Origin of the sequence: Enterobacter cloacae complex sp. SHL022, assembly GCF_049237785.1 — a bacterium.
Taxonomy (GTDB): domain Bacteria; phylum Pseudomonadota; class Gammaproteobacteria; order Enterobacterales; family Enterobacteriaceae; genus Enterobacter; species Enterobacter hormaechei_C.
Map to the genome: position 1 here is coordinate 312,369 of NZ_JBMKJH010000001.1, position 15,371 is coordinate 327,739.

Sequence of the window (15,371 nt, forward strand, 5' to 3'; positions counted from 1 at the left end):
CAGCCGCGGTTTAATTGTCAGTCAAAATGTTTCCCAGTTTTCATCTTGTCCGGTCACCGCTGCGCGCGTACGTGCTGTCACGGGCGCCGGGGCTGCTTCGCCGTACACCGACCGCGAGCTGACCGTATTTGTTGTTTTTGAAGTAAGACGGAACGCCGAGACAGCCATTTTCAGGCGGCTCGCCTGGTCCTCCAGCGCAGCGGCCGCGGCAGCGGACTCCTGCACCAGGGCGGCGTTTTGCTGCGTCACACGATCCATTTCCGATACCGCCAGGGCGACCTGGTCAATACCACGACTCTGCTCATCCGATGCAGAGGCGATTTCACCCATGATGTCCGTCACGCGCGTCACGGCATTCACGATGTCATTCATGGTTTCACCCGCACTTTCCACCAGCACCGAGCCGGTATCCACGCGTGAAACAGAGTCTTCAATCAGAGCTTTGATCTCTTTCGCCGCATTGGCGCTGCGGCTGGCGAGGTTACGCACTTCGCCGGCGACTACGGCAAACCCGCGGCCCTGCTCGCCCGCACGCGCCGCTTCAACGGCCGCGTTCAGCGCCAGGATGTTGGTCTGGAAGGCGATGCCGTCGATAACGCTGATGATGTCGGCGATTTTCTTCGAGCTGTCGGCAATGTCATGCATGGTTTTCACCACGCCGTCGACCACCCGACCGCCGCGCTGGGCGGTGTCGGACGCGCTTTCTGCAAGCTGCGACGCCTGACGGGCGTTGTCGGCATTCTGCTTCACGGTCGCGGTGAGCTGCTCCATGCTGGCCGCCGTCTCTTCCAGAGCGGACGCCTGCTGTTCGGTACGGGACGAAAGATCGTTGTTGCCCATCGCGATTTCACTCGTGCCGGTATAGATGGCATCCGCCCCCTCGCGCACGTTGGCGACGGTATCAATCAGCGAACGCTGCATATGGTCGACGCTGGTTGCCAGCTCGGAGATCTCATTGCGGCCAATAACGGACAGCGTTTTCGTGAGATCGCCCCGGCCTATATCACGGATATGGGCAATGACGCGGCCAAGCGGGTTAAGAAGGATATGACGAATGCCGTACCACACGGCCACCAGCACAATGACCAGCGCGAGGGCGAGAACCGCCATCTGCCATTTCGCGAAACGGTAGTCGTTCTGGCTTTGCGTAAAGGCGGAGTGATAAAGCTCGCCACTGGCTTTGGCGTACTCGCCGAGCGCCGCGCCGAGGGCGTTCTGCATTCCCTGGGTCGGCTGCGCGAAATAGGCGTCCATATTGCCCTTCTCCAGGAACTGCACCAGCTCCGTGAGGCCGGCGAAGTAGGCCTGATATTTTTCATCTATGTTCGCGCTCGCCTGCGCCATTGCCGGCTGAGGGGCGATTTTTTTGAAGGCGTCGTAATGTTTCGCCGCGTCTGCCAGCGTGGCGCGCGCATTCTTCAGCAGTTCCGTTTTTGCGCTGCTCTGCTGGTTATTTGGGTCCATCATCATGCGGGCAGACGAGCGGCTCAGGTTGATACGCGTCTGCAACATCAGATCCCAGGTCGTGGTCAGTTCGCTTTGCTGCATTCGCAAATCGTTCGAGGCCGCGAAGCTGTCCTGGTTCTGTTTTAACGACGAGAAAAAGAGGCCGCCAGAAGTAAGCTGAAGAAGTGCGAAAATGACCAGCACCATCATAAGCATTGTGACAACGCGGATACGGTTCAACATACAACACCTTCTCATAGATTTATTAACGGTGTTATCGGCACAGGCCACAGGAACTTTACATTTGCGAAAGGGAAAAGCGCGGGAGTCAGAATGCGACGTCGACAATCAGCGTGTCGGTGTAGGTTCCGGCAGGCGGCGTGGCCTGGCTGGTCAGAACTTTGGCGGTGTAGTTGTAGGTACGTAAAAGCCCGTCCGTACTGACCTGCGATGAGCTGGCGCTGGCCCAGCGCTCGCTGCCGCTGCTACCCCAGCGGTTGCTGGTCGCCTCTTTGTAGATGTCGTAACTCATGAAGTTGCTGCCGCTGACCATACGACGCACGTTGTTCAGGGCATTTGCCCCATTATTAATGCCTATGGTGTAGGTGCTGCCTTTGGTACAGGTGACGGCAACCGACTGTGAAACGGTGGGAAAATTTTGCACCAGCGGCGCGCTGTTAAAATTCACGTCCGGCGTGGTCATGGTGCTGCAATCGTTGGTGACGGTCATGTTGAGGAGGATCGAGGTGGTTGCCGTGCCGGTTTGCGGGGTCAGGCACGCTCCGACCGCGCCAACGGCGCACACGTTGTAGTTAATGCTGAACGTTAACAACACCTGATACGGCCCGGCGGTGACGTTCTGCCCCATTACGGTCCGGAAATAAAGGGGAATGTTGTAGCGCCTTGAACCCAGCAGCCCGAGCAGCGTGTTTCCGCTCCAGGTATAGGCTTTGCTGATTTGTATTTCACTGTTTCCGCCGCAGCCGGACGCCCCGCACAGGCGCGTAGGAATGACATCGGTAATAGCCGCGTTGTCCGTACGCTTCATGGTCGCCCGGCTATTCGCAAAGACGGATGCCGAAGTGTAATTCAGCGTCACCGAGTCGTTGGTTAACAGGTTGAGAACGGTATCGCAGGTCACCACCAGCGTGCCCGTCGTTTCCACTTCCCCGGTGCCGCTGAGTGCGAACGAGGTGACGCTGCCAAACGAGGCATTCACCGTACTGACGGTACAGGCCGCCCAGCTGCCGCCGGAGCACAGCAGCAGAAGCGCGATTAACAGGCGTCTCACGGCGCCTCCCGACAGGTCAGCGGACCGTAGGTTTGCAGCTTATGCTCAGGGTTTGCACCAACGGTCAGCGTTGCCGTACAGCGTTTACCCTCCGGGGTGATGACCTCGAGCGGATTCACATCGTTGAGGTTTTCCAGCCAGGCGAGGCCGTCATAGCCGACAACCGCGCTGCTGCGGGATGCGCGTCTGACCTGGCTTCCCACCGGGATCGCATTGCCCTGCGCATCGTGCAGAATGACGCTGGCAACCCGCTCCTGCTCCATCGGGAAATCCACCAGATAACCGTTATGCCGACGAATCGCCACCCGACGCTCGGTCTCTTTCAGCCGGGTATCCGCAGGTAAGTTCAGGGTATCAATGCGGTAGCTTGCCGGGTAATAGGCGGAAACGCCGCTGACCAACAGATAACCTTTGTTATTGGTTTTACCAACCGGCTGGTTTTCGTAGCTGACGGGTACGTCCGGATGTCCGTCGGTGCTGATCACCACAAACGCATCGTTGATTTTGTTCGCCGCAAACAGCTCACCGTCCATCAGCACGACAGAACCCATCGCCTCGCCCCACCAGGTCATCATGCCCTTCTCACCGTAGCCGCCGCCCTGTAGCTCCACGTTGTTATTCCGCCAGCCGAGCGTGGCCTGCTGATAGTTACTCGACCGCGACTGGTTGGCCCAGGCCATGTTCCAGCTAAAGCCGCCGTCTGAAGGCATCGAGTGGTTGTAGTTAATGCGTTGAGTGCTGCCTGCGTCAGGGGTGTTTTCAAAGGTGACGGCGGCGCTGTCACGTTCGCCGAGGGGAACCTGCAACGACAGCGCAACCGTCCAGTCGCCCCGCTGCTGGTCACGGCTGGCAGCCAGATAAATACTGCTTGAGCCCCACAAATTACGGCTCCAGGAGAGGTTGAGCAGCTCAGTTTTTTTGCTGTCAAAACTTTCAACCCCGATCCACGCCGCGCCGATATTGCCGTAACCGCCGAGGTTAAAGGTTAAGGAATACTGGTCGGTATTGCGGCTCAGGCTGGCAACGGGGTTATCATTTTCATCATAAACGGTGGGCTGATCGTACAGGGCGAGGTTGCCGAAGCCACGGTCGCGCCGGGTATGCTGGGTCGCTACGCTAAACTCGCTGGTGTTGTACTGATAGCCCCAGTTTATCTGGCCGCCGCTATCGCCGCGCATGCGGCTTTGGGTCCACGAGGTATTTACCACGCCAAAACGCCCGAGCTTCAGCACCGTGCCCGCACCGCCGAGCGCCAGCGACTCCGCCCCTTCCGCATGCCCCTCCAGCGTCAGCCAGTCGGTCACCCCGTAGCGATACGATCCGCTGCCCGCCGCCGGGCCATAGTCAAAATTCTCAATACCGTAGTTACGCCGCAGGCTACCCAGCGTCACGGCGCCGTCGCTTAACCCCTGCTTAAGCAGATCGCTGCTGACATAAAACGGCAGCGTGGTACTCACCTGACGACCCAGCGCATCAGTGGTAACCAGCACCGCATCCCCGGCACCGTTGATATACGGCAGATTGGTGAGGGTAAACGGCCCCGGCTGAAGGCGGGTGGAGCCGGAACGGTAGCCATTAATAAAGAGATCGACCGAGGTCGGGACAGCCGCCTCGCCGGAAAACGCCGGCAGCGGCCAGGTCACCAGATCAGGACGCAGGGAGAAGTCGCGCCCGTAGCTGATCCCGCCCATGCGCACGCTGGTGCTCCAGCTCAGCGCATCGCTGATGACGTCCCCGACGGTCCAGGTGGTGGCATCTTCCTCGTTGGTGATCAGAAACGTTGAGTCGTAGCGCACGTACCCTTCCTGCTGCCCGCTGTTACCGGTGAAATTCTGCCGGGCGTAACCCGTCGATGAAAACGAATAATCCTCATTGAAATAGCGGAACTCGTGCCAGACCGACGCCTGGCCGCCCGTGTGCTCGGAATGGTTGGTATAAACGTCGTAATTGAGCAACGCGCCGCGGCCATAGTGCGGCTTGCTATGCGTGTTCTGTTCGCTGAACGGCGTGATCCGCGCGGCGACCCAGTCCCGGGGGACCGTCAGCAACAGACGCTGGGCCGTGCTGTCGTACTCTGCGCGTACCGACGTAAGCGTCGAGAGATTCACCTCTCCGGCAGGCACATGCGCGGGCGGCAGCCCGGCGCGGAGCAAATCCGCGCCCGAAATAAACCAGGCACCCTCGCGCTGCGTCACCGGCACCACCAGACCCGTGTCATAGTGGTTCAGCACCAGGGCGAGCTGGAATACTGCTTCGCCGTTCATCGTCCGTGCATCCGGCGGCGGCGGTAAACTGTCGTCACCGGTTTCGGCAAAGGCGCTGGTACTGACGCAAAGCAGGATCATCATCGCCGGTTTCAGTTGACGGGCGTCGATTGCCATTGCGTATCCCTGGCATTAATTTGCGCGCTCATCCGGTTCGGCTGATAAATCCCTGCCGGAAGCGGCCAGCTTCGGGTGCTGCCTGGCAACACATAACCCAGCAGCCCCTCGGCAACCGTGCGTTTTTGCCCGCCCTGCTCAACCGCAACCTGGCTGAGCCGGACGTGAACATCCCCCTGATTACGGACCTGAAGCGCGGGTTTCCCCCCCTCCTGAACGACCCGCCAGCTCAGCTGTTGGGTGTTCGCCAGCGCGTGGTGTGCCCCTTCGTTGAGGGTGGGGATCCCCTGCCCATAAACAAATAAAGGAATCGAATAGCGCATTTGCAGTTTGAGGCCCATGGACGGTTCCGCTTTGGCATCCGGCTGGGGAATTTCATCCACAATAATGCGGTAGGCCTGCTCAACCCCCGACGGGATCGTCCCCTGCTTGATCAGGCGAATAAGCTGTTTACTGCCTTTAGCGATAGTCACGATCGGCGGGCTGGCGACCACATCCTGCTGGGCGGTGTAACGCTCATATCCGCCCTCCTGTTTCCAGCGCACAATGCGTATCTGCATTGTCGTGGCGCTGTTGCCCTGATTCTGGATCCACAATTCAGTTGCTCTGGCCTCTGCCGAAAGCCACGGATCGATGGGCCACAAAAGAATGGTTGCCGCTGCCTGCGCCTGGCCCGCTGCCAGAGCCGTTGCCCCCAACAGACCCACCAGGCCTGATCGCCTGAAAAATGGCTTCATCGATGTTCTCCCTTTCCTACCATGACAAGGTCACGGTGAGTTGATCTGAATATGTTCCCGGCAGGCTAAACCCCGTCAGGAGCGCGACGCCAAAAAGAGGCAACGCGATGTTATTGCTGTTGGTATAGGTAATCGGTATGGCCTGGTTAACGCCAATTTCACTGTTCGCGGCCAGTGAGCTGCTGCTGTAGAGCCGGTAACCGACCACCTCTGTCCCGCCTGAACGCGTCATCCGCCTCACAGAGCTATAATTCTGACCGCCGTTAATGCTCATACTTAGCGCCACACCCGGTGTGCAGGCGATGGACAACGCGCCGTCGGCGACAAAGCTGGTGCTGACCGGCGTGTTGTCCACGCCATTGCGGGTTCCAAAATCCAGCGTCCCAAAGCGCCCGCCCGTGCCGGTACTCACCGAGCATCCTGGTACTACCGTCGCGCTCACCCTGAAGGACTGGGATGTCACCGCCCTGGCGTCGCAGATCATCATCAGCCCGACGATCAGGGCCAAAAAAGGGTGCACGACGCCCTCTGCGCTTTCGCGCAGACATAAACACAATGCCTTCATGGCTGAATCAGTAGGTGACGCTGACGTTAATCGTGTCGGTATAGGTTCCCGGTACAACCGTTACGCTATTGCCGCCGCCTGTTATGCGCCCGTAGAGGGTATAGCTGTTCACCCCGCCCGCTGTGGAAGCTACGGGCAACGCGGCGTTGTTAGCAATCACGTTGTTGTACCCGCTGTCGCTATAGAGGCTGTATGCCACGCCCTGTGCCGCATTGGCGGTGTTCACCAGATATCGGGCGGGTGTGCCGGGGGTGCCGACAACGGTTCCGGGTGCGGTCGCGTTGGTGTTGCCGGTGATCGCCACCGTGTAACTGGCAGTGGTACATTGAATGGTAAAGGTATTTCCGCCGCTGGCCCCGGTTAACTGGGTTGTCAGGGTGGAGAATGTCGCAGGATGGGTCCCGAAATCGAGTGTCCCGAAGTTAATGCCGTTTTGCGTTGGCGAGCCGTTGATCAAACAACCGTTCGTCAACGTCAGCGTCGCCCCGATAGTACCGCTACTGGTGACTGCCAGCGCCTGACCGACAGTCGCCGCCGTCAGCAGTGTACCCGCGCAGATAAAAAGAAGTTTTCTTTTCATTTACCACCCTCCAGAAGAAATAATGGTCCGCTTGCCATATTTTATTCATACTGTTCAGTATGTTAGCCCCGCTTAAACATTCCCCGGCGCGGTTACTGAGAATTTAGTTTATGGTTCACGCTTCAACCACTTTCAACGAAGGTGAGACACCCGCCCCCAATTAACAGACTATTAACAAACATTACAAAGAGTTAGCAAAATAAAACGGGCATTATTCTTGCTTAATCTGAGGATATATCGCGTGTAATGTGATCTGCATCACAATATATCGTTATGATAAAAACAACGAATTTCATAAAAATTAAAAACAAGTTGTAACTCACGCAGCTTTACTTCAATTTATGCCTCGAATATTTTCCTGCGCTTAAATAAAAATTTTGTATGCATCGACGCAGGAAACTCTTTTAGCGCATAGAGGATCTTTTTGTGGCAAGTGCAAACAAACTCACGCTCTTCATCGTGATTTTCATGCTGGCGGGTATTCTTTCAGGTGCGGCGATCCATGAGTATGCTTCGTCCGACGCGATACAGGCCTGGTCGGAGAACATTACGCTACTGACCGATATTTTCCTGCGGCTGATTAAGATGGTGATTGCCCCGCTGGTGTTCAGCACCCTGACGGTGGGCATTATGAAGCTGGGTGAAACGTCGACGATTGGGCGCGTCGGGGGTAAAGCGATGGTGTGGTTTATCAGCTCATCCGTGCTTTCCATTCTGGTGGGGCTGTTTATTGTTACCCTTGAACAACCCGGCAGCGGTCTGAACCTGAGCATACCCACAGAGACAGTTGATACCGGCCTGGCCGTTAGTGGGATGTCGCTGAAAGCCTTCCTGTCACACACCATTCCAACCAGCATTGCCGGCGCGATGGCGAACAATGAGATCCTGCAAATTGTGGTCTTCTCGATGTTCTTCGGCATTGGCGGCGCGTCACTGGGCCAAAAATTCAACGCTCCGCTGGTCGCGGCGCTGGATGTGGTCTCCCACATTATGCTGAAGGTGACGGGCTACGTGATGTACGTTGCGCCGCTGGCCATTTTTGCCGCAATTTCGTCCGTCATTGCCACCCAGGGGCTGGGCATTTTGCTGAACTATGCCTCGTTTATTGGCGGTTACTATGTGGCGATCCTTCTGACCTGTCTGGTATTGCTGGCGGTAGGTTACATGGTGCTGAAAAAAGAGATTTTTCGTCTGGTGGCGATGCTGAAAGATCCGGTGCTGGTCGCGTTTACCACCAGCAGCTCTGAAGCGGCATACCCGAAAACGCTGGAGCAGTTAGCGCGCTTCGGCTGTTCACGGAATATCGCCTCTTTCGTCCTGCCGATCGGCTACTCGTTTAACCTGGTCGGCTCCATGGTTTACTGCTCGTTCGCCTCAATGTTTATCGCCCAGGCGTACAACATTCACCTGAGTTTCACCGAGGTGACGGTGCTGATGTTAACGCTGATGCTGGCCTCGAAAGGCATTGCGGGTGTACCGCGCTCGTCGCTGGTGGTGCTGGCGGCAACCATTCCGAGCTTTAACATTCCGGTGGCCGGGATCCTGCTGCTGATGGGGATTGATCATTTCCTGGATATGGGACGGTCCGCCATTAACGTGCTGGGGAACGGGATTGCGACGGCGATGCTGTCGCAGAATGAAGGGGCGCGGGAAGCGGAGGCAGAGCTGGTGGAGCAGGAGGCGTAAGGATACAAAAGAGCCGGGTGGCGCTGACGCTTACCCGGCTTCATTTTATGCTACATGATTCGCCGCAATATCCAGCAGCGCCATCTCTTCACTGTTCAGCAGCTTCTCAATATTCACCAGAATTAGCATACGCTCGCCGAGCGCACCCAACCCCGTCAGGTATTCCGTCGACAGCGTGACCGCAAACTCCGGCGCAGGACGGATTTGATCTGCGGTCAGCGACAGTACATCAGACACGCCATCCACCACGATCCCCACCACGCGCTGCCCCAGATTCAGGACGATCACCACCGTGTTATCGTTGTACTCCACATCGCCCTGGCTGAATTTCACGCGCAGGTCCACGATAGGCACAATCACACCGCGCAGGTTGGTCACACCCTTGATAAACGCTGGCGTGTTCGCAATGCGCGTTACCTGGTCGTAACCACGAATTTCCTGCACTTTCAGGATGTCGATACCGTACTCTTCATCACCTAAAGTGAAAACCAGGAATTCCTGCCCCGATGGCTCGCCCGCCAGTTTCGTTACGTTACTCATACCGGTCATGTTATTACCTTTTACTTAATCAGGCGGCTGTGTTCGCCACACGTTGTTCACGATTTAATCCCTGAAGTGCCGATACATCGACGATCAGCGCGACGCTACCATCACCCAGGATGGTGGCAGCAGAGATCCCCGGCACTTTGCGGTAGTTGCTTTCCAGGTTCTTAACCACCACCTGATGCTGACCAATCAGCTGATCAACCAGCAGCGCGTAGCGGCGTCCGGCGCTTTGCAGGATCACAACGATACCCTGCGTGGCCTCGGTTTTTGCCCCGTCCACTTCGAACACTTTCCACAGTTCCACCAGCGGCAGATACTCGCCGCGTACTTCGAGCACGCGCTCCCCGCCCGCCAGCGGATGCAGATCTTCTTCACGCGGCTGGAGGGACTCCATCACCGCGTTCAGCGGCAGAATAAAGACTTCGTCCGCCACTTTAACGGACATGCCGTCAAGAATGGCCAGCGTCAGCGGCAGCAGGATACGAATCGTGGTGCCTGCACCCTGCTTAGACTGGATCTCAACGTGACCGCCCATCTCCTGAATGTTACGTTTCACCACGTCCATGCCCACGCCACGGCCGGAAACGTCGGTGACCTGCTCTGCGGTTGAGAAGCCCGGGGCAAAAATCAGCATGCCCACTTCTTCGTCCGTCATGTTTTCGTTGACCGCCATTCCCTGCGAGATCGCCTTCGCCAGAATGCGCTCGCGGTTCAGGCCCGCGCCGTCATCGGTCACTTCGATGCAGATGTTGCCGCCCTGATGTTCCGCTGACAGGATCAGGTTGCCCACGGGCGATTTTCCGGCTGCCACGCGATTTTCCGGCAGCTCGATGCCGTGGTCGAGGCTGTTACGCACCAGGTGCGTTAACGGGTCGATAATGCGTTCGATCAGGCTCTTGTCCAGCTCGGTGGAGCTGCCCATCAGCGTGAGTTCGATCTGTTTGTTGAGCTTGCCGGCCAGGTCGCGCACCAGGCGCGGGAAGCGGCTAAAGACATATTCCATCGGCATCATGCGGATGGACATCACCGATTCCTGCAAATCGCGGGCGTTACGTTGTAACTGGCCCATGCTGGTGATGAGATCGCCGTGAGTCACCGGGTCCAGCTCGTTGGAACGCTGGGCCAGCATCGACTGGGTGATCACCAGTTCACCCACCAGGTTGATTAGCTGATCCACTTTCTCCACCGCCACGCGAATGCTCGTGGACTCGCTGGAACGCGCCGCCGGTTTTTCACCGCGGGCCGGGGCAGCCGTCTCTTTTGGCACGGCTTTCAGTGCCGGGGCAGCGGCAACTACCGCAGGGGTATTCTCTGCCGGAGCTGGCGCTTCAACGGCCGCCGCCTCGGTTTCAAACGCAATCTGATCCGCTTCAATGACGAAGCAGAGCACTGCCACGATGTCATCCTGACCGATCCCGCCGTCAAGCGTCGCGGCCAGGCTGTCTTTGCCCTTCACCACGTTGCTGAGCGTCGCCAGGTTCCCCAGCTCCTCTTCCAGCAGGTTGACCTCGTTCTCCTTCAGACGTGACAGCACCACGCGCAGTTTTCCTGCGGGCGCGTCAGGCGCCGTAGCGGGTTCGGCCACGGCGTCAACAACGCTCAGTTTTGCCGCAGGGACAGCGGGCGCAGACGCCTCACCTTTGGCTTCCAGCGCTAACTGACGCAGCGCGTTGCAGATGTATTCAAAGCTGGCGGCATCAGGCTCTGCCGAACTTTTATAGGCGTCGAGCTGTTCCTGCATAATATCTTTCGTTTCCAAAAACAGGTTGATAATGTCGGTATTGAGCTGCATCTCACCGCGTCGTGCTTCATCCAGCAGGTTTTCCATTAAATGGGTGGTTTCCTGCAAAATGGTAAATCCAAACGTTCCGGCTCCGCCTTTAATGGAATGCGCCGCACGGAAGATGGCATTGAGCTGTTCTGAGTCCGGCGCCTCGGGCACCAGATCCAGCAAATGTTGCTCCATATCGGCCAACAATTCGTCGGCTTCATCAAAAAATGTCTGGTAAAAATCGGTAATATCCATGCTCACGCTATCACCTCGGATTGGCTGGTGGCGATGTTGGAACGGCAGCCGAAGGGACGGCCCCAGGCTGTTTTAAATCGTCCAGTGACTCATTCTGACTTTCGGCGTTTTCATGCAGGATGGCCTGCTCCGCCTGCTGGTTCAGCACTAAAAGACTGATACGACGGTTGATGGCGTCATCCGGTCCGCGGTCGGTAAGGCGCATGGTTGCAGCCATGCCGACCACGCGCAGGACCTTGCCATCATCAAGCCCACCCGCCACCAGCTCGCGACGCGAGGCGTTGGCGCGATCGGCAGAAAGCTCCCAGTTGCTGTATCCTTTCTCTCCCGTGGCGTACGGGAAATCATCCGTGTGTCCGGACAGGCTAATGCGGTTAGGAATACCGTTCAGTACCGGTGCAATCGCACGCAGAATATCGCGCATGTAGGGCTCGACATCGGCGCTGCCGGTTTTAAACATCGGCCGGTTCTGGCTGTCGATGATCTGAATACGCAGCCCTTCCTGTACCAGGTCAATTTTCAGATGCGGACGCAGTGCGCGCAGCTTAGGGTCCGCTTCAATCAGCTGATCCAGGTCACCGCGCAGTTTTTTCAGGCGCGCCTGCTCCATCCGTTTTTTCAGCTCGTCGATGTTAGGCTGTTTTTTCACTTCGCCCTGCTGCTGGGTGTAATCGTCACCGCCGCCGGGGATCGGGCTGTCGCTGTTCGAAATGCGCGGCCCGCCGGTGACCGCCGTCGCCAGCGGCGTCCTGAAATATTCCGCAATCTGGATAAGCTCTTTCGGGCTGGAGATGGAGATCAGCCACATCACCAGGAAGAACGCCATCATGGCGGTCATAAAGTCGGCGTACGCGATCTTCCAGGAGCCGTGAGAACCGTGCCCGTGCGCCTTATGCTTGCGCTTTTTTACGATGACGATCGGATGGGACTGGTTTTTCATGCGTCCTCAGTTGTCGTCTGTTGGTTGGGGTTTTTCACCGCGCGCACGTGCTCTTCCAGTTCGATAAACGACGGACGTTCGCTGGAGTAGAGCGTCTTACGACCAAATTCGACGGCGATCGGCGGGGCATAACCATTGAGGTTTGAGAGCAGCGTAATTTTCACGCACTGCATCATTTTGGTGGTTTCGGCGCTCTTCTGGCGCAGCACGCTCGCCAGCGGGGAGATAAAGCCGTAGGCCAGTAAAATACCGAGGAACGTCCCCACCATCGCGTGGGCAATCAGCGCGCCCAGTTCAGCCGCCGGGCGATCCGCCGAGGCCAGGGCATGTACCACGCCCATTACCGCCGCCACGATGCCAAACGCCGGAAGCGAGTCGCCCACCAGCGCCAGGCTGTTGGCCGGCACTTCGGATTCGCTCTCATGGGTTTCAATCTCTTCGTCCATCAGGGCTTCAATTTCGAAGGTGTTCATGTTGCCGCTGATGATCAGGCGCAGGTAATCGACGATAAAATCGAGCATCATCGCGTCGGCCAGAATACGCGGGTAGCTGGCGAAAATTTCGCTCTCTTTCGGGTTTTCGATGTCCCGCTCCAGCGAGAACATCCCCTGCTGACGTGACTTCGCCATCAGGCGATAGAGCAGCGCCAGCAGATCCATATACATGCTTTTGGTGTATTTCGAGCGACGAAACAGCAGCGGAATCGCCTTCAGCGTGCCCTTGATCGATTTACCGTTGTTACCAACGATAAAAGCCCCTACCCCTGCACCGCCGATGATGACAAGTTCAGCCGGTTGATAGAGTGCTCCAAGGTGCCCGCCGGTCATCATGTAACCGCCGAAAACTGTACCGAGAACTACCAGGTAACCTAATAAGATAAGCACGACATCATCCTTCCGCTAGTGACTATGGCAGGACGTTCATTTCGAGCGCGAGACCTGAACGCAGGGTAAAAAAAAGCAGCGGTAATCGCTTACCGCTGCTGGAATCTTGCCCACAGGTTCGGGTTAAACAGCGTGTTCGATCTGTTCATCCAGCAGTTGTGGAATAATATCGGCAGCATCCCGGGAAAGTTTACGTCTTTTTACGGCTCGGGATGGAGGCTGGCACAAACTACAGGCGAAGCTGCCCGCAGGCTGATGCGCGTGGGTAATAAAATTGCCGTCACAGCAGTTGCAGCGCGACAATTCAAGCATGCCGCTTTCAACAAAACGCACCAGCGTCCAGGCGCGGGTCAGCGCCAGCAGAGGTCCCTCTTCCTGCTGCGGGCATTGCTCAAGGTAAAGTTTGTAGGCTTTGATCACGGCATCAACGCCGCTGCATAACCCCGTTTTAAGTAGGTACTGCCAGGCATTACAGAACATGGAAGCATGAATGTTCTGCTCCCAGGTCATGAACCAGTCAGTGGAAAACGGCAGCATGCCTTTTGGCGGCGGGCTACCACGCAGTTCTTTGTACAGCTTGATCAGACGACCACGGCTCAACTGCGTCTCGCTTTCCAGCATTTGTAAACGCGCGCCCAGCGTGATGAGTTCCATTGCCAGCTGGATATCACGGGCTTCCTGAACAATGCTTTTTTCGCTCATTGTTAAGCCCTTTTCTTCCGGGCTACGTCATCAGGCTGGCTGATTTCGTTGAGCAGGCGGGTGGAGAGAAGAATACCGGTGTGGATTTGTTGCAGATCGTCCACGCGAGATTCCTGAGTCAGACGCGTAATGGTCTGCGGGTTATCAAAACGGAACTGGCAGACAAGTTGATTGGTTTCAGCCAGCTTGACCATTTGCGGGAGGGTTAATCCACCCAGCATGGTTGCCATCTCTTCGTTAACACCCAGACGAAACATCGCTGACGGTTTGTCCTGACTAATCAAACGCTGCGCGAGCAATAAATACGACAAATTGATGTCATAAATATGTTTTAGCAACTCGGATGTATGCATTTTTCCCATCCCGAATAACCAACTATTATTTTTATGCGGAAAGACCGCACCCCGTGATGTCGCCGGGAAATCACCCGGTATAAAAAGAAAAGGCCAAATGCATAGTTGAATTTAGGTTTGTACGTCGTAAAGCGCGTGACCGGTTAACATGGCCAAAATGTCGGTTACACATTTTATCTTTTCTTACAAATAACTAAGATTTTTCCTAATTCGACGCAAACTCTACTCGTCAGTTTTGACACATACAATGCAGCCCCCCTGGAATTTAAAAAAATGTGATCTTCGTCACATAATTTACGCGAATGTAACCCATAAATCCATCAGCGTGACTTGTAATTTGACTATTTATTGAGCAACCGAAGCTTGGTTATATTCTTATGGAACGAATACTCATGCAGAGTGATGAGTGGATCGGGTATGAAAATTGCTATGTCGGAGAAGCGCTGCCCTTCCGCGTCTGAACGGGCGCGAACGTCAGGGAACAGCCAGAGTTAATTAAGTAAAAACAGCAGGTTAAGCTTTCAATTCGAGACAGGAGCTTCCAGGGGTCAGCATCACGCTTGCGTTGACGATCGGTTAACGCGATTTAACAGCACGGAAGGCTAAATGTGTGATTTACGTTAAGTTGTTAATTACTTTCATTTAGCGCCGCCATTTCGTTATTCTTCTTATAAGAATAATTAATGAATAATTATGATAAGGTTCACACTATTGTCGCATGTACCTCTTGCAGAAGCGGCAGATTCGCGGTAAAGCTTGAGAAACGTGTCATTCTGACATAAAAGGAGTGTGTGATGAGTTACTCCCATCTTCTTGTTTCTGTTGCGGTTTCTCCAGAAAGTCATCAACTCGTCGCCCGTGCCGTTTCCATTGCCCGCCCGAACAACGCCCGCATAAGTCTGATCACCCTGGCAGCTGAACCCGAAATGTATAACCAACTGGCAGCGCCTATGCTGGAAGATATTCGTGAGGTTCTTCAGGAAGAAACGCAGCAATTTCTGCGCGAGCTGGTTGAGCGGGCAAACTATCCTGTCCATCAGACGGTGATTGCCACCGGGGAATTAAGTGAACATATTCTCGACATTTGTCGGAAACAGAATATTGACCTGGTCATTTGCGGAAATCATAACCAGAGCTTTTTTTCCCGGGCGGCATGCTCGGCAAAATCCATCGTTTCGTCAAGCCAGGTGGATGTCCTGCTGGTGCCTCTCGGGGGCAATTAATGCCCCCGAAG

At 56.1% G+C, this 15,371-nt stretch carries 14 protein-coding genes; 2 read left to right on the forward strand and 12 right to left on the reverse strand.

Annotation, left to right across the window (positions count from 1 at the left end; genetic code table 11):
- Window positions 1-21 precede the first annotated feature (21 nt).
- The 6 genes from tar to ACOTZD_RS01535 all read right to left on the reverse strand — a co-directional run bounded on the left by tar (window position 22) and on the right by ACOTZD_RS01535 (window position 7,000).
- The gene (gene tar, locus ACOTZD_RS01510; protein WP_023324886.1) at window positions 22-1,689 is read right to left on the reverse strand and encodes a methyl-accepting chemotaxis protein II; all 1,668 of its coding nucleotides are present in this window, start codon (window positions 1,687-1,689) and stop codon (window positions 22-24) included.
- A gap of 85 nt (window positions 1,690-1,774) precedes the next feature.
- The gene (locus ACOTZD_RS01515; RefSeq protein WP_022651452.1) at window positions 1,775-2,737 is read right to left on the reverse strand and encodes a Csu type fimbrial protein; all 963 of its coding nucleotides are present in this window, start codon (window positions 2,735-2,737) and stop codon (window positions 1,775-1,777) included.
- Window positions 2,734-5,118, reverse strand: a complete 2,385-nt coding sequence (locus ACOTZD_RS01520) for a fimbria/pilus outer membrane usher protein (protein WP_022651453.1) — start codon at window positions 5,116-5,118, stop codon at window positions 2,734-2,736. The genes ACOTZD_RS01515 and ACOTZD_RS01520 overlap by 4 nt, the downstream gene beginning before the upstream one ends.
- On the reverse strand, window positions 5,094-5,855 hold the full coding sequence (locus ACOTZD_RS01525; RefSeq protein WP_022651454.1) for a fimbrial biogenesis chaperone: 762 nt from the start codon (window positions 5,853-5,855) through the stop codon (window positions 5,094-5,096). The genes ACOTZD_RS01520 and ACOTZD_RS01525 overlap by 25 nt, the downstream gene beginning before the upstream one ends.
- A gap of 16 nt (window positions 5,856-5,871) precedes the next feature.
- Complete coding sequence (locus ACOTZD_RS01530) at window positions 5,872-6,420, reverse strand: Csu type fimbrial protein (protein ID WP_032609535.1); 549 nt, start codon at window positions 6,418-6,420, stop codon at window positions 5,872-5,874.
- A 7-nt stretch (window positions 6,421-6,427) separates the two neighbouring features.
- Complete coding sequence (locus tag ACOTZD_RS01535; protein ID WP_003859701.1) at window positions 6,428-7,000, reverse strand: Csu type fimbrial protein; 573 nt, start codon at window positions 6,998-7,000, stop codon at window positions 6,428-6,430.
- Window positions 7,001-7,426: 426 nt separating this feature from the next.
- Here ACOTZD_RS01535 and ACOTZD_RS01540 point away from each other — a divergent pair, with 426 nt between their 5' ends.
- Complete coding sequence (locus ACOTZD_RS01540) at window positions 7,427-8,686, forward strand: dicarboxylate/amino acid:cation symporter (protein WP_003859700.1); 1,260 nt, start codon at window positions 7,427-7,429, stop codon at window positions 8,684-8,686.
- Window positions 8,687-8,731: 45 nt separating this feature from the next.
- Here ACOTZD_RS01540 and cheW read toward each other — a convergent pair whose 3' ends face one another.
- The 6 genes from cheW to flhD all read right to left on the reverse strand — a co-directional run bounded on the left by cheW (window position 8,732) and on the right by flhD (window position 14,137).
- Window positions 8,732-9,235 (reverse strand): chemotaxis protein CheW, encoded by a 504-nt coding sequence (gene cheW / locus ACOTZD_RS01545; protein WP_003859699.1) that lies wholly within the window; start codon window positions 9,233-9,235, stop codon window positions 8,732-8,734.
- A gap of 19 nt (window positions 9,236-9,254) precedes the next feature.
- Window positions 9,255-11,264, reverse strand: coding sequence for a chemotaxis protein CheA (gene cheA / locus ACOTZD_RS01550; protein ID WP_003859698.1), 2,010 nt, complete (start codon window positions 11,262-11,264; stop codon window positions 9,255-9,257).
- Window positions 11,265-11,268: 4 nt separating this feature from the next.
- Entirely contained in the window at window positions 11,269-12,198 is a 930-nt protein-coding gene (motB, locus tag ACOTZD_RS01555; protein ID WP_045337563.1) for a flagellar motor protein MotB, read from the reverse strand.
- On the reverse strand, window positions 12,195-13,082 hold the full coding sequence (gene motA / locus ACOTZD_RS01560; protein ID WP_003859696.1) for a flagellar motor stator protein MotA: 888 nt from the start codon (window positions 13,080-13,082) through the stop codon (window positions 12,195-12,197). The genes motB and motA overlap by 4 nt, the downstream gene beginning before the upstream one ends.
- A 123-nt stretch (window positions 13,083-13,205) precedes the next feature.
- On the reverse strand, window positions 13,206-13,784 hold the full coding sequence (gene flhC / locus ACOTZD_RS01565) for a flagellar transcriptional regulator FlhC (protein ID WP_003859695.1): 579 nt from the start codon (window positions 13,782-13,784) through the stop codon (window positions 13,206-13,208).
- Window positions 13,785-13,786: 2 nt separating this feature from the next.
- A complete protein-coding gene (gene flhD / locus ACOTZD_RS01570) occupies window positions 13,787-14,137 on the reverse strand; it encodes a flagellar transcriptional regulator FlhD (protein ID WP_003859693.1) in 351 nt (116 codons plus the stop codon).
- 794 nt (window positions 14,138-14,931) lie between these two features.
- On the opposite strand from flhD, the gene uspC reads away from it, so the two are divergent.
- Window positions 14,932-15,360, forward strand: coding sequence for a universal stress protein UspC (gene uspC, locus ACOTZD_RS01575; RefSeq protein WP_003859692.1), 429 nt, complete (start codon window positions 14,932-14,934; stop codon window positions 15,358-15,360).
- The last annotated feature ends 11 nt before the right edge of the window (window positions 15,361-15,371 follow it).